This window comes from Mycobacterium sp. E2479 (assembly GCF_001667925.1).
In the GTDB taxonomy this organism is placed as follows: Bacteria; Actinomycetota; Actinomycetes; order Mycobacteriales; family Mycobacteriaceae; genus Mycobacterium.
Map to the genome: position 1 here is coordinate 61,107 of NZ_LZJR01000053.1, position 14,002 is coordinate 75,108.

Genomic DNA, 14,002 nt, shown 5'->3' on the forward strand with positions numbered 1-14,002 from the left:
GCCGACCTCCGCGTGACTTTTGCCTCTACTGGCGGGCGCGATCCGAGGGATGCACTGACAGTATTCACATCGGCACCGATTGGATTAACACCATGAAAGCAATCAGTGTTTCGGCGGAGAGGCCTGACTTCGCCAAGATCAACAATCGCGCGCCGTCGGTGGCTCACATGTTCGTCAGCCGGGTCGCTGCCACTCCACACGCCGAGGCGTTTCGATACCCACAGGACCACACCTGGGAGAGCGTGACGTGGCAGCAGGTCGGCGAACGTGTCTGCAACATCGCGGGCGGTCTCATCTCGCTGGGAATCGCACCGGAGGATCGAGTCGCGCTCGTATCCTCGACGCGCTATGAGTGGGTGATCGTCGATTTCGCAATAATGTGCGCCGGCGCCGCCACCACCACGGTGTACCCGACGACGAAGGACCGCGACACCGCCTATATCCTCGCCAATTCCGGAAGCCGGGTCGTGGTCGCCGAGAATCAGAGTCAGCTCGACAAACTGCTCGCACGCCGCGCGGAACTGCCAGACGTGGGCAAGGTGGTGTTGATCGACGGCAACGGTGACGGGGACTGGGTGATCAGCCTCGGCGAACTCGAACAGCTGGGCAAGCAATTGCTCGCCGATGCACCCGATGCCATCACGGAGCGTGTCGCAGCCATCGGTCCGGGCCAGCTCGCCAGCCTGATCTACACCTCCGGCACCACCGGGCGCCCCAAGGGCGTGCGACTGACCCACGGTGCATGGACCTACACCGCGGCGGCCATAGACGCACTCGGCATCCTGGGCCCTGACGATCTGAACTTTCTCTGGCTGCCGCTGGCGCACGCTTTTGGCAAGGTCATGCTGGCGCTGCCGCTACAGATCGGGTTTCCCACCGCTATCGACGGCCGGGTGGAGAGGATTGTCGATAACCTTGCGGTCTTACATCCGACCATCATGGGTGCGGCACCACGCATATTCGAGAAAGCCCACGCCCGTATTCAGGAGACGGTCGCCGAGCAGGGCCGGTTCCGCAGGAAGGTGTTCGACTGGTCGATCGGAGTTGGCTTGAAAGTCTCGGCCGACCGGCAGGCGGGGAAGAAACCCCCGTTAACGTCGTTGCTGGCCTACAAGATCGCGGACCGACTGGTCTTTTCTACTATCCGGCAGCGGTTCGGTGGGAGGCTGCGGTTCTTCGTCTCCGCCGCCGCCGCCCTCGACCGGGATGTCGCGCAGTGGTTCGACGCAATCGGGATTGTCGTGTTGGAGGGCTACGGACTTACCGAGACCGCCGCCGCATCGTTCATCAACCGCCCCGGCGCCTACCGTTTCGGAACGGTCGGTTGGCCGTTCCCGGCCACCGAGGCAAAGATCGCCGACGACGGCGAAATCCTACTCAGGGGACCGGGTTTGATGACGGCGTACCACGATCTACCCGATGCCACCGCCGAGGCGCTCGACCCGGACGGCTGGTTCCGCACCGGCGACATCGGGGAAATCGACGCCGACGGTTTCCTTCGGATCACCGACCGAAAAAAGGACATGTTCAAGACCTCGCAGGGTAAGTACGTGGCGCCATCGGCGATCGCCGCAAGGTTTATGGGCATCTGCCCGTATGTGAGCGAGCTCCTCGTCTACGGGGAGGCGAAGCCGTACTGTGTGGCGCTGGTAGGCCTCGATGCCGAAGCGATCACCACCTGGGCAGCCAAGAACGGTATGGCGAACAAGCCGTTCGCCGAGATCGCCCGTGACCCGAAGACTCACGACATGATCGCTGGATACCTCGACGTGCTGAATAATCAACTGAACCGCTGGGAACAGATCAAAAACTTCGTGATCGCCGAGCGGGAGCTCTCTGTAGAAGCCGGTGACCTGACGCCGAGTATGAAGCTACGTCGCAAAGCGGTCATCGAAGATTTCGCCGACCGCCTATCGGCCCTGTATGCCCGAGGCGACGAAAACCTATCGACAGCAATATGAGTCAACGAGCGGCGCCTAGGCCGCTTTTAGGAGCGGCGGTTGGCCCCGGCGCGGGATTAGCGGGACCAACCACCGCCTGCTTATGTTTCGTGACCGGCATCCGCAGTCAGCGGTGCAGGCCGGTGACCGGCTCGCGAGTACTGGCTTGAATATCGGCTGCTGTCATGGCGAACAATTGATCTGCCAGATCTGAAAGAGCCCGGGCTACGGCGAGTTCGTCACCAATCCGGCTCACCGGTTCGTCGGCAGGGTCAAGGCGTGCGAACCCGATACCGACGAGATTTGTTCCCGCCCAAGTTATCCGGGCCTTGGCGCGAGTTCGTTCCTCGCTGCGTTCTTCGATGAGCACGCCGATCTGATAAGCCTTCGTCGCTTGATGGTCAGCCCTCATCCAATTCTCCTTCCCTCACCAGCCGATGTGCTTTAGTCGGCGAACTTGTTGTCGCGGGAGATGGCCGACTGTACGGCGCCGAAGCGATCCCGGGCGCGCCGGTCAGCGTCCGCCTGTTCGGCGGCGGTCACAATGACGGCGTCCGGACCTGGGAAGACGGTCGCCTCGTGGTCGTTAGCGAGCCAGCGCACGACATACGGTGGTGCACCGTCTGATGCGTGAACTTCGGTGATCAGTCCCCGCTGGTCGGGTTGCTCGACCCTGGTGCCCTTGATCACCAGCCAGTCACCGACTTTGGCTTTCACGGCTGCTCCTTTCCTGCTGGGTTTCGTTACTGATTCCGTCGTCTGCCGGCACGCTAGGTGGCTGGAGAGGTATCGCGTCACCACCTTGCATGGCCAAAACGTCTATGGAGCCAGCCCTTTCGTCTTTATCAGGAGGCCGGTTCCGTACCTGCGGCCCACTGTGTGGCGCGCTCGAGCTGGTCGAGCCCGAACACAGCGAGCTCGCCGGGCACCATCCACGCCAGGGCATGAAGCGTATGCGCGACCCATTCCTTATCGGATACGACCGCGATTCGCCGGAACGCCGAATGGTGCGGCAGAACGGTGCCCAAACCCAACTTGAGGTCCTCGACCAGGCCGCCCGGGCCGAAGCCCTCGTAATCGGAGTCGATGACCTCTACGATCCTGATTTCACCGGCCTTCAGCGACTCTTCGATGACCGGTCTGACCTCACGCAATTCGTCACCACGCAGCCGGCCCGATACCCGGATGCCCGTCACTCCTTGCGGCATGTCTTTGAGCACCTCGATCATCGATCCTCCTTCGTTATCCGCCTAACTCTGCATTAGTTGCGACGGGGCGGACTAGTGCCGTAGGTCACCAAGCCAAACGTTCCGCCACCGCGACATGGGTGACCACGTGTTCTGCTCGAACGCGGTGCGGACAGCGGCTGTGCAGCACAGAACGAACGGAGGTCCTCTGCGGTCGGGACTTCGGTCCCTATCAACCGTTCCGGTGAAGCGATCGAATGGATGCTGTAACTGCGACGCTTCGGCGGACCGGAGAGACCTGTGGTGAATGATTTCTTAAGGAGCGATCTGCCGTGATATCGGTTGGCGGAGGCCAAGTAATCGTCCTCGCTTCGCATTCGACTTGGATTTCGGCCCAACGGTACTCAGCTGAGCGCCTTGAGGCCATGAGCCGTCATCCGGCGTCGTTGGCGAAGCGTTCTGCGCAGGGCGAGACCGGTCAGTCCCGGCGGTGAGTGGGATGACGGCTTGTTCAGCAGCCCACAACGTGCCAAACCCCACCAGGCTTCGAGGGCTGGTGGTCCTCTTAGCAGTCGTCTTTATGCTGCTGGCCGAGCCGCCGTGCATGGCGTTCGCCGACAGCGGGCGTCAGCATGCCAAACCGGAGGAACGGGCGGCCGACCTCATCCGGCCATCGGTTATGTACTTCGTCGGCGAAGGCTACGGCCTGGTCCGCCTGCCCAATGGCGAGATTCTGTCTCAATTCGGGCGTGGGTCCAGCATGCCTTTTCTGGCCACCTGGAACTGCACGGCTTTCGTCGTCAATCCCGACGGTTGGGTGGCGACGGCAGGTCACTGCGTGGACCCGGCGAGCGCGAAGCTGCTCATCCTCAAGCGGGCCGCCAACGAATACCGAAGTCAGTACCCGGACGCGCCCGAGTCGCGCGAGCCCGCCGAGACCCTCGACTGGCTACAGAAACACGCGACGGTCGAAGGTGACGTGCCCGGGCAGGGTCCGCATGTGAGTTTCAAGGTCATTTCGGGTACCGGAGCCAAAATCGCCGCGAAGCTGCCCGCCAGCGTCGTCGATTTCCGTCGCCTCGGAGAGGGCGACGTCGCTGTGCTCAAGATCGCCAAGGCGAACCTTCCATCCTCCGAGCTCGGAGCCGACGCCGAAGTCACGATCGGTACGCCCATCCTCGCGGTGGGCTTCCCCGAAAGCACCCAAAACATCACTGGCGCTTCGCTTGATCCCACTTACAAGAGCGGCACCATCAGCAAGAAGTCGATCATGGGACCCAGTCCGGAGTATGAGACCAACGCTGCGATGACGGACGGCATGAGCGGTGGTCCCGCCATCGGACTGAACGGCAAAGTGGTCGGCGTGAACAGCTTCGCCCCCGTCGGCGAAACCCAGCCGTTCAACTTCATCGCGCCCGCTGACGCGCTAGCCGCGCTCTTGGCCGCCCGAGGCGTAAAACCGACGCTCGGACCTGCCGACCTGTCTTATCGGCGAGGGCTGCGGAACTTCTATTCGGGCCGCTACACCGATGCGATCGGCGAATTCGACCAAGCTTTGGCCGTATCGCCCGGCTATCCGGGCCTAGACGATCTCAGGGCCACCGCTGCCAATCTGCGCCAGCAGTACGGAGATGCAACACCGTTGAGCGGAGCAGTGCTGTGGTGGTACCTGGCCATCAGCGTTGTCTCGGTGGTCGGCGTGAGCGCCGGGCTGACATTGTGGGTGCTCAAATCGCACTCGCCACCTGTTCCTTCGACCGCGGCATCCGGGACGCCCCTCGGCCCGGGTGGGCAGGCCGCAGCATCCCAAGGGGGAAACGCCATATCTTCTGAAACACAGGCGCCCACACCCGCCGAGGAGAGATCGGCGACCGAGGTTGCTGGCGAGACCACGGGCGTGCAGTCGCTTCGTCTGATCCCGCGCCAGCCGGACGCCGACGAACCTCACTACTGCGCGCATTGCGGTGCTGAGCACCACCCCGCCGAGCGATTTTGTCCAAACTGCGGCCAGCGCATTATTCGGCCACAACCGGCCCGCGACACCGGACTGATATCTTGACCTCGTCGATCGGACCTCGTGTGCTGCTCTGACCAGCCGGCGTGCATGGCGTCTGAGGTCCAGAGGCTAAGGAAGGTGCCACTACACAGGCAGGGCGCGGTCGATCTCGGCCACAACCATATCGACCACCTTGGGCACGGCACCCGCGACCTGCGGGCTAAGACCGATGCCGTGGTCAGTGTCGAGCACCTCGATGGTGAAGATCTTGACTTCGCCGGGCACACGCCCAAGTGCTTTACCCAGTGCGTGCGCGCGGCCGACATCAACGCTGTGCGAGTGCAGTCCGTCGGACTGGATAGCCACATCAGTCAATTCGCGGCGACGTATTCGTCCGGGCGTGCACGGGTTAGCGATCGCAGCGTCGATGATCACCACCCGCTTGGCACCCGTCCACGCCTCGATGAGGCTCATTGGGTCCGTGATGCCGGTTTTGACCACTACGTTCGGCATCGCTCGGGCGTCGAGTGCGGTCGCAACTGCAATTCCGACGCCGTCATCGCGCCGGTAGGTGTTTCCGATGCCGATGACGACGATTACACCGGAGGCGCGAGTCATTCTCGGTCGACCGTCAGCCGCAAGAAGTGCGCCGAGCACGAAATGCACGGATCGTAACTGCGAATCGTTTTTTCGCACAGTGCGGTCAGCGTTTCATCGTCGAGAAACAGATTGTCGGTAACGATGCGGGCCAGATCCGCCTCGATGGCCGCCTGATTCTGAGAGGTGGGTGGAATTATGGTCGCCGACGCTATCAGCCCGGCATCATCGATCTGGTAGCGGTGATACAGCAGGCCACGCGGTGCCTCGCTGACGCCGTGCCCTACGCCAGGGCGGGCCGGAACGTCGACGGATGGCCGCGACGGACGCTCATATTCGTCGATGATCCGCAGCGCCTCTTCGAGCGCACAGACTATCTCTACGGCGCGAACAATGATGCTCCGGAACGGGTTTCGGCATTCAGCCGACAATCCGGCGTTTGCGGCCGCCTGGGCGGCGATGGGCGACAGCGCCGACGAGTTCAACGAATAGCGTGCGAGCGGCCCGGTCAAGTAGCGCCCGCCGTCCAGCGTCGCATGCAACGCGGTCGAGTACGGTACCTGCGCTTCGGCGACGTGGCTGGTGAAATCGGTGGCCGAAAACGCCGGGCCGGCACTGCGCGCGATCAACCCATTCTCGATGGGATAGCGGTGGTCGGATGTCGTCAGCGCGAGGAATTCGTGGTCGAGCTCGAGGTCGGGGAAATCGAAACCTGAGACCCACTCGACCGTCGCCTGCGCATCGTCCAGCGCCCTACGCAATTGCTCGGCCACCGGTTTGAACTCCAGCTTGGTCGGCACGGAGTAGAACCCGCCCAGACGCACGTTCACTGGATGGATCGCTCGGCCACCGACGAACTCCATCAGCTGGTTGCCGGCCTTCTTCAGCGCCAGTCCTCGCTCGACGGCCGCGGCGTGTTCGCGTGCCATGCCGATGATGTCGGCGTAGCCGAGGAAGTCCGGTGCATGCAGCAGGTAGACATGCAGGGCATGACTATTGATCCACTCACCGCAATACAGCAGCCGGCGCAGCGCGATGAGATCGTCATCGACGTGGACGCCGCAGGCTTCTTCGATCGCGTTGCAGGCACTGACCTGATAGGCGACGGGGCATATTCCGCAGATCCGGGCGGTCAGGTCCGGGGGCTCCGTGTAGGCACGGCCGCGCAGGAACGCTTCGAAGAACCTCGGCGGCTCGTAGATGTTGAGCTGGACGCTGTGCAGCGTCTCCCCCTTGAGGGTGATGTGCAGGGCGCCTTCACCTTCCACGCGGGTAAGCGCGCCCACGCCCAGCGTGCGCGTTTCGGGACTCATTGCTTGCCTCGCTCGGCGGTGAACGATGCGACATTGAATGTCGAGAACACCCGATCGACCTCCCCGTCGGACATGCCGTCGCGGCGCAGCAGTGGGATCAGTGTCGCGGTTCTGGGTACCGCCGAGGGGCCGAAGCAGCCGTAGCAACCTCGATGATGCCGCGGACACAACGCTCCGCAGCCGGCGTGCGTGACCGGCCCGAGGCACGGGATGCCGTCGGCGACCAGGACGCACGTCACTCCGCGAAGTTTGCATTCCGTGCACACCGTCTTGGCCGGCAGCCGTGGTTTGCGCCCGACGAGCAGCGCCGCGAGGGTGTCGAGCAGCTGTCCACGATCGATCGGGCACCCGGGCACTTGATAGTCGACCTTCACGTGCTCTGATGCCGGCGTGGAGGTGGCCAGGGTATCGATGTATTCGGGTTTCGCGTACACAACCGAGGTGAATTCGGCGATGTCGGCGAAGTTGCGCAGCGCCTGCACTCCCCCGGCCGTTGCGCACGCGCCGATGGTGACGAGCACCTTCGATTGCTCGCGAATCTCGTTGATCCGCTGGGTATCACGGCGTGTGGTGATTGAACCTTCGACCAAGGACACGTCGTAGGGTCCGCCGACCGTTGCGCTCGAAGCTTCCGCGAAGGTGGCGATCTCGACTTGGTCGGCCAGGGTGAGCAGCTCGTCCTCGCAGTCCAACAAGGTCAGCTGACAACCGTCGCAGGAGGCGAATTTCCACACGGCCAACGTCGGTCGACTCATTCAGAGCTCCTTCACCCGTAACAGGGGGCCGGCAATGTCGTAGCCGACCACAGGACCGTCGCGGCACAGGAGTAGCGGCCCCAGCTGGCAGTGACCACACCACCCAACTCCGCACTGCATGTTGCGTTCTAGCGAAACCCGAATGTGCTGCGACGCTAGTCCTTTGGCGAGTAGGGCCTCCGCCCCGAAGCGCAACATCGGCTCCGGCCCGCAAAGGAACGCTGTGGTGCGATCGGCATTCAGGTCCAGGCGGCTTAGCGGTGCGGTCACCAACCCGACTTCCCCGGTCCAGCCGGGTGTCGCGGCGTCGACGATCAAATGCACTTCGATCTGCGGCTCTTCGGCCCACTCTTGCAGCTGGGCGGCGAATACGAAGTCTGCCCGGGAACGCGCGCCGACGACGAGCGTGACCTTGCCATAGCGTGCCCGCTGCGCCAGCGCACCCAGCACCGCCGGGCGCAAGGGACACAGCCCCACCCCTCCTGCGACCATCACCAAATCCCTGCCGGCCGCCTCGTCCAAACCCCATGTGGTGCCGAACGGACCGCGCACGCCGACAACGGTTCCCGGGCCTGCGTCGTGCAAGGCTCGGCTGACCGCGCCGACCGCGCGGATGGTGTGCGTGATCGAGCCGTCAACGACGGTGGGATCGCCACTGACAGAAATCGCCGCTTCGCCCACACCGAACGCGTAGAGCATCATGAACTCCCCCGGTTGCGGAGTTCGCAGCGTTTCGCCGACCGGCGCGAGCGTCAACGTGGCCGAATCCGGACCCTCCACCACGCGGGAGCGCACCCGATACGGAACCGGCGCCATGGCTGACGCCGGTGCGGCAGTGCTGACGGCCTCGTCAGTCATCACCGGCCATCTTGTTCATCTCCGCGGTGATGTCGATACCCGTGGGGCACCACGCGATACAGCGGCCGCAGCCGACGCAGCCCGACATGCCGAACTGGTCATGCCAGGTGCCCAATTTGTGGGTCAGCCAATGACGGTAACGCGATGCGCCCGACTGGCGGACGCTGCCACCGCCGTGAACGTACGTGAAATCGAATTCGAAGCACGACGCCCAGTGTTGCCATCGTTCGGCGTGCTCCCCGGTGAGATCGCTGACGTCCTCGGTGCTGGTACAAAAGCACGTCGGGCAGACCATGGTGCAGTTTCCACACGTCAAGCAACGGCTGGCCACTTCGTCCCACTGCGGCGACTCGCGGGAGCGGACGAGCAGGTCCCGCAAATCCGCATCCGGCATGCTGCGGCCCATGCGGCCCTTCGCCGACTCGACATCGGCACGCGCAGAATCGGTTTCGTCTTCATCGGCGGCCCGATACGGGAGCAGTGCCAGCACGTCCGCACCCTCCGCACTGCCGACGTCGACAAGGTAGGACGGCTCGTCACCCGCGAGGCGCTCCGTGAGGGCAAGGTCGTAACCCGGTCCGGCCGCGGGGCCGGTACCCATCGATGCGCAGAAGCACAGGCCACCTGGTTCCGTGCAGTTGACGGCGACCACGAACGCCTGGCGCCGACGACGGACAAAAGAGGTGTCGGGATAGGAAGAACCCCCCAGCACACGGTTGAGGGTGGCGATCGCCGCCAGGTCGCACCCCCGCACTCCCAGGAGTGCGTATCGCGGTGTTGCTTCTTCGGCTTGCGCTTCCCCGGACGCGTCCCGAGTGCCGGCCCACAACCGCTGCCGTGGGGGATGGAGGAACTGCTTCCACGACTGCGGGCCCGCAGAGTGCCCGAACGCCGCATCGTCGTCGCGGCGGCGGACCCGGTAATGTCCCGGACCCACATCGACACCCCAGCCTCGCGGCAGATCCTCTGCCGAGTCGAGCTCGGCCAGCACGATCGCGTTGTCCCGCAATGTGGGCCCGACCACGCGGTACCCACGTTCGATCAGTACCTGGACAAGGCGGTGTAGTCCGGCGGCGGTCAACATCGCAGTAACGGCTTCGTCGTCGCGTCCGCTCATCGCCCCATCATCCGCCTGACCCGCATGCCATGCATAGAGGCTCTTGGTCACGCCGATCAGCACGCCAGAGCAGCGCATTGTGGCCAAATATGCGGGCAACCCGCCAGCACCGCGGGCCCAAGTTAGAAGATTCCATCACATACTCCCTCGCAGAACCCACGATTCCGATACCTTTCGGGGCTCGGCGAACTGATCAGCGCACGCTGCGTTCCCGGTCGGCCATCCATTCAACGACATCGGAGAAGTCGCGCCGCGGGGTGGACGGCAAGGGATCGGCGTTGATCGGCGCCCAACCGACCCGCAGCAGCATCTGCGGATAGCCGCTGTCACCAAAGATTTCGGTGCGCACCGCCTCGCGAGTTTCCGCAACTTCCAGGGGCTCGGTCACCGGGCAGCTGGCCAAACCCATGGATGTAGCGGTCAATAGCACGATGCTGGTGGCCTCTCCGGCGCGCAACTGGGACAGCCTGTCATCGCTGCGGGTCCCAAGCGCAAGCACTACGGCATTGTCCTCGGCGGCAGACGATCCCGATGGCATCGACAGTGCGGGCCCAGCAAACAGCCGGCCCGGGATTACTGCGCCTGGATCGGATTGCGGTGTATTCCTGGCCGGCACACCAGTTTCCGATGCGTAGCGTCCACTCCATGCCGTGAGTTCGACGAGATAATCGTGGTTCATGTGGTCCCACACCGATCGCCTCACAAGCGTATGCAGCTTGTCAGTGTCTTCGACTTGGCGCAGGATTACGTCGTTGCGGGCGGCCCGCGCTGCCATCAGTGCGATGTCGCCTACGGGCACTGCCCAGGAGTTGTAGTAACGCCGGTCGGTTCGCCGCCGAGGTATCGCCGCGGCAAGAGCTATGTCAACAGGATCCGCCGTAGAGCGAGACAGTTCGATTGCGGCAAGGTGACTGGGGTCATTCGGGTTGGGTAAGCGGGTGACCTTGGTCTGCCAACCCACCGCCGCGAACGCGACGGCGCAGTGGTTCAGGGCTGCACCGCAGCTCAAGATCAAGTCACGGCCGTCCGGATCGGTGTTCGGCAATTGCCGGTCAAGGTCAGCGTAGAGGTGCACGCTCTCCTCACCGACCAGCCACCGCCACGGTTGGGTGTTGTGCACAGACGGAGCGCGAGACGCCAGAGCCAACACCGTTCGGATGGTGCCCTCATCGGGAAAGCGCTTGGTCATAACGGGGCCCCTTCCATGGCGTGGATATGTCAATGGTCCTGCGGTTACTTTGGCGCCACGAGGGGATGACGTCCCGAGCCGCGAAGGACTTAAGGCCACAAATCGGAAATCACGAGGATTCCGATGCATCATCATGCAGCGGGCGCAACGTGACACCTACCGACAGCTGATTACCGACGGCGCAGGCGGTGGTCCAATCACCGACGCGCGCAGCCCGCGCCAAATCCTCGACCAGGGGGCTGTGAGCGCCCAACTCGGCCAACCACATCGACACGATGCGGGCGATCTCAGACCCGGGCACCGCGACCGTGCGGCCGTGGTGCAAGCGGTCGGTCACGTAGTAAGTCATCTCGACTCGACTCGAATGCTTCGCGAACCTCATCACAGCCTCCTTGATCGGCCTTGAGTTCGATCCGACCACATCGATGGCGGGGCATGCAGAACCGAACGAAATCGAGCAGCATTGCTTCGGTCACTTCTCAAGTCCGCCCGAAGTCCCAACGGGGAGGGCCGTTGGTCCCACGCGTCCCGAAAACCGTGGCGAGACATATCCTTGCGGTCCGATAAACTTGGTGTATTTCATTGTGGCTCAGCGTTGTTTGGTGGCGGCGAGATCGTCTTCGACGAGAACGAAGTAGTTCTCTTCCTCCTGGACAAAATGCAGTCGCAGCAACGCGTATAGGCCGTAGAGGCATGCGAGTAGGTCATCGACTTGGTCGGGCTGGACCGCTCCGGTCGCCTGTGCAAGGGCCAGGTGCATGCCGATGCGATCGGAAAGACTCTGAATCTCGGCGTGGGCCCGACTCATCGTCGCGGTGGCTTCGCTGCCCAGGGGGTGGGCCAGCGCGGGATAGAGCTCACTTTCCTCTGCCCGTTCATGGGGCAGAATCCGTTCGACTAGCAGGGCGTGCACGGCGGCAAGCGATCCCAAGCCCGCCGCACCCGGGCCGGCCGCCAACTGATCTGCGCTGTCGCGCAGCAGTCCTATCGCATCGCGGAGCTGTTCGTGGTCGGCGGCGAACCGGTGCAGCAACCGTTCGGTGTCGGCGGCCAGTGGCGTCTCGGCGTCGGGGTTGCCCCGCAAAGCCCGCAGCGCGTTGAGGATCACCGCGAGGTCAATGCCCTCTTGCAGTAACGCACCCGGGGCTGGCGGCAACCAGCCCAGCGTGGCGATCGCCATGGCGATCAGCGAGAGGGTCATGCCGACAACGGCGCTCTGCACGGCGATCCGCCGGGACCAGCGGGCTATGTCCATGGCATCGGCAAGCCGATCAATGCGATCGGTGGTCAGCACCACGTCGGCGGCCTCAGAGGACGCCGTGGCTCCGCGGGCACCCATCGCCACGCCGACCGTGGCGGCGGCCAATGCTGGAGCGTCATTGATGCCATCCCCCACCATCACAGTCACGGCGCGCGAGCTTTCGTCGCGCACCGCGCTGAACTTGTCAGCCGGCGTCTGCTCAGCGCGCACCTCGTCCAGCCCCAAGATCGTGCCAATTTCGCGGCTCGGTTCCGGCCGGTCGCCGGTAAGCATGATCAGCCGATTCAGTCCCGCCTCGCGTAACCGCCGCACGGTGCGGGGCGCCTGCCGCCGCAGCGGGTCTCGCAAAAGGATCGCGCCCACGGGCCGATTTTCGAGGCAGACCCAAGCGATGGCTGCGCTGTCAAGGCGGGCGCGATTGAGCACGGTTCTTGTCCACGGGTCGCTCACCGCGTCGACCGGCAGTTTGCCCACAGTTACGCGCCTTCCATCGACAGTCGCCGCCACCCCACGGCCAGGGTTTTCGACGACGCCGGTGGGCAGCGAAAGCTCCAGCCCGCGGCGCAACGCTTCGGTGACGATGGCCTCAGCCAGCACGTGCGGCGATAACTGGTCCGCCGAAGCGGCCAACCGCAAAATGAAGGTCGGTTCCTCGTCGGGAGCGGCCATCACATCGACCACCACCGGTTTTCCCATCGTCATCGTCCCGGTCTTGTCCATCACTAAAGTGGTTGCGTGACCGAGGTTTTCCAGCACGCCACCGCCACGGATGATGACCCCAGCACGGGATGCACGGGACAAACCGGAGACGATTGCGACCGGTGCGGCCAACAACAGCGGACACGGCGTCGCGACCACCAGCACCGCCACGGCCCGCACCGCTGACCCGCCGGCCAGCCATGCGATGGCGGCGAGCAGCAGAGCCAGTGGCAGAAACCAGGTCGCGTAGCGGTCGGCCAACCGCACGATCGGTGCATTCTCCGCACCGGCCCGCTGAGCCATCTGGACGATGCCCGCATACGTGCTTTCGGCCGCGGTTTTGGTCGCAAGCAGTTCAAACGCGCTGCCGGCGTTGACCACCCCGCTGCGGACCGGTTCGCCGACATCACGCTCGATCTGGAGTGCTTCCCCAGTGAGCGCGGACTCATCCAGCACCGCGGTGACGTCGGCGACCCGCCCGTCCACGGGCACGACCTCACCGGGGCCGACCACCACCACGTCGCCGACAGCGACCTCAGCCAGCGGGATCACACTTACTTGCGTTCCGATACGTCGCCGCGCAAAGCGTGGCGCGCGCTGCAGCAGCGCACGCAGATCGTGTGAGGCGCGCCGCTCGGCCGCTATATCCAGCGCACGGCCACCCGTCAACATCACCGCAATGAGCGCACCGGCCAGGTACTCACCGACTAGCAGACAACCGACCAGCGACAACAGTGCGATGAGGTCGACGCCACCGCGTCGGCGCCGCAATGCCGACACCATCCACGCCGCGGCCGGCCCGATCGCGAGTACCGTGCCCGCGATCCAACAGTCGTCGGCCACCCCGCGCCAATTGGCCAGCCGCGCGACCCCCCCGGCTTCGGTTCTGCAGAGAAAGCGACTTGCGACGCGGGAGGAAGTCTTCATGGTTTCCGGTGCGCCCGGCCGTTGGATCACGCGGTTGCAGCGCTGGGTCGAACCGGCACTGGTGGCAGGCACAGTGGCCGCGCTGACAGCCGGGGGGGTCGCGCGGCTGGCCAATTGGCGCGGGGTGGCCGACGACTGTTGGATCGCGGGCACGGTTCTGCGG

The 14,002-nt window shown here is 64.2% G+C and carries 13 protein-coding genes; 2 read left to right on the top strand and 11 right to left on the bottom strand.

The genetic code is table 11. The features are described from left to right. The first annotated feature begins 92 nt into the window (after positions 1 to 92). Positions 93 to 1,961, top strand: a complete 1,869-nt coding sequence (locus A5686_RS06455; protein ID WP_067932250.1) for a long-chain fatty acid--CoA ligase — start codon at positions 93 to 95, stop codon at positions 1,959 to 1,961. Between the two features lie 106 nt (positions 1,962 to 2,067). On the opposite strand, the gene A5686_RS06460 is transcribed toward A5686_RS06455, so the two are convergent. From A5686_RS06460 to A5686_RS06470, 3 genes are all read right to left on the bottom strand, one after another. Further along, positions 2,068 to 2,352: a dsRBD fold-containing protein gene (locus tag A5686_RS06460; protein WP_067932252.1), complete on the bottom strand. Its 285-nt coding sequence runs from the start codon at positions 2,350 to 2,352 to the stop codon at positions 2,068 to 2,070. Positions 2,353 to 2,384: 32 nt separating this feature from the next. Beyond that, entirely contained in the window at positions 2,385 to 2,657 is a 273-nt protein-coding gene (locus tag A5686_RS06465) for a DUF1918 domain-containing protein (RefSeq protein ID WP_067932254.1), read from the bottom strand. Positions 2,658 to 2,785: 128 nt separating this feature from the next. Beyond that, positions 2,786 to 3,169, bottom strand: a complete 384-nt coding sequence (locus A5686_RS06470; protein WP_067932256.1) for an STAS/SEC14 domain-containing protein — start codon at positions 3,167 to 3,169, stop codon at positions 2,786 to 2,788. A gap of 538 nt (positions 3,170 to 3,707) precedes the next feature. Here A5686_RS06470 and A5686_RS06475 point away from each other — a divergent pair. Continuing rightward, positions 3,708 to 5,186: a trypsin-like peptidase domain-containing protein gene (locus A5686_RS06475; protein WP_231986303.1), complete on the top strand. Its 1,479-nt coding sequence runs from the start codon at positions 3,708 to 3,710 to the stop codon at positions 5,184 to 5,186. 81 nt (positions 5,187 to 5,267) lie between these two features. Here A5686_RS06475 and A5686_RS06480 read toward each other — a convergent pair whose 3' ends face one another. The 8 genes from A5686_RS06480 to A5686_RS06515 form a co-directional block, all read right to left on the bottom strand. Beyond that, a complete protein-coding gene (locus A5686_RS06480) occupies positions 5,268 to 5,741 on the bottom strand; it encodes a hydrogenase maturation protease (protein WP_067932260.1) in 474 nt (157 codons plus the stop codon). Then, positions 5,738 to 7,033: a Ni/Fe hydrogenase subunit alpha gene (locus A5686_RS06485; RefSeq protein ID WP_067932262.1), complete on the bottom strand. Its 1,296-nt coding sequence runs from the start codon at positions 7,031 to 7,033 to the stop codon at positions 5,738 to 5,740. Before A5686_RS06485 ends, A5686_RS06480 begins: the two co-directional genes overlap by 4 nt. Then, positions 7,030 to 7,788: an oxidoreductase gene (locus tag A5686_RS06490; protein ID WP_067932264.1), complete on the bottom strand. Its 759-nt coding sequence runs from the start codon at positions 7,786 to 7,788 to the stop codon at positions 7,030 to 7,032. The genes A5686_RS06485 and A5686_RS06490 overlap by 4 nt, the downstream gene beginning before the upstream one ends. Beyond that, positions 7,789 to 8,646, bottom strand: coding sequence for an FAD/NAD(P)-binding protein (locus tag A5686_RS06495; RefSeq protein WP_067932266.1), 858 nt, complete (start codon positions 8,644 to 8,646; stop codon positions 7,789 to 7,791). Further along, entirely contained in the window at positions 8,639 to 9,763 is a 1,125-nt protein-coding gene (locus tag A5686_RS06500) for a 4Fe-4S dicluster domain-containing protein (protein WP_067932282.1), read from the bottom strand. The genes A5686_RS06495 and A5686_RS06500 overlap by 8 nt, the downstream gene beginning before the upstream one ends. Before the next feature lie 193 nt (positions 9,764 to 9,956). Next, positions 9,957 to 10,952: a nitroreductase family protein gene (locus A5686_RS06505; protein ID WP_067932268.1), complete on the bottom strand. Its 996-nt coding sequence runs from the start codon at positions 10,950 to 10,952 to the stop codon at positions 9,957 to 9,959. A gap of 109 nt (positions 10,953 to 11,061) precedes the next feature. Continuing rightward, positions 11,062 to 11,334: a hypothetical protein gene (locus A5686_RS06510; protein ID WP_067932284.1), complete on the bottom strand. Its 273-nt coding sequence runs from the start codon at positions 11,332 to 11,334 to the stop codon at positions 11,062 to 11,064. Positions 11,335 to 11,541: 207 nt separating this feature from the next. After that, positions 11,542 to 13,839 (bottom strand): heavy metal translocating P-type ATPase, encoded by a 2,298-nt coding sequence (locus tag A5686_RS06515; protein ID WP_067932286.1) that lies wholly within the window; start codon positions 13,837 to 13,839, stop codon positions 11,542 to 11,544. Positions 13,840 to 14,002 lie beyond the last annotated feature (163 nt).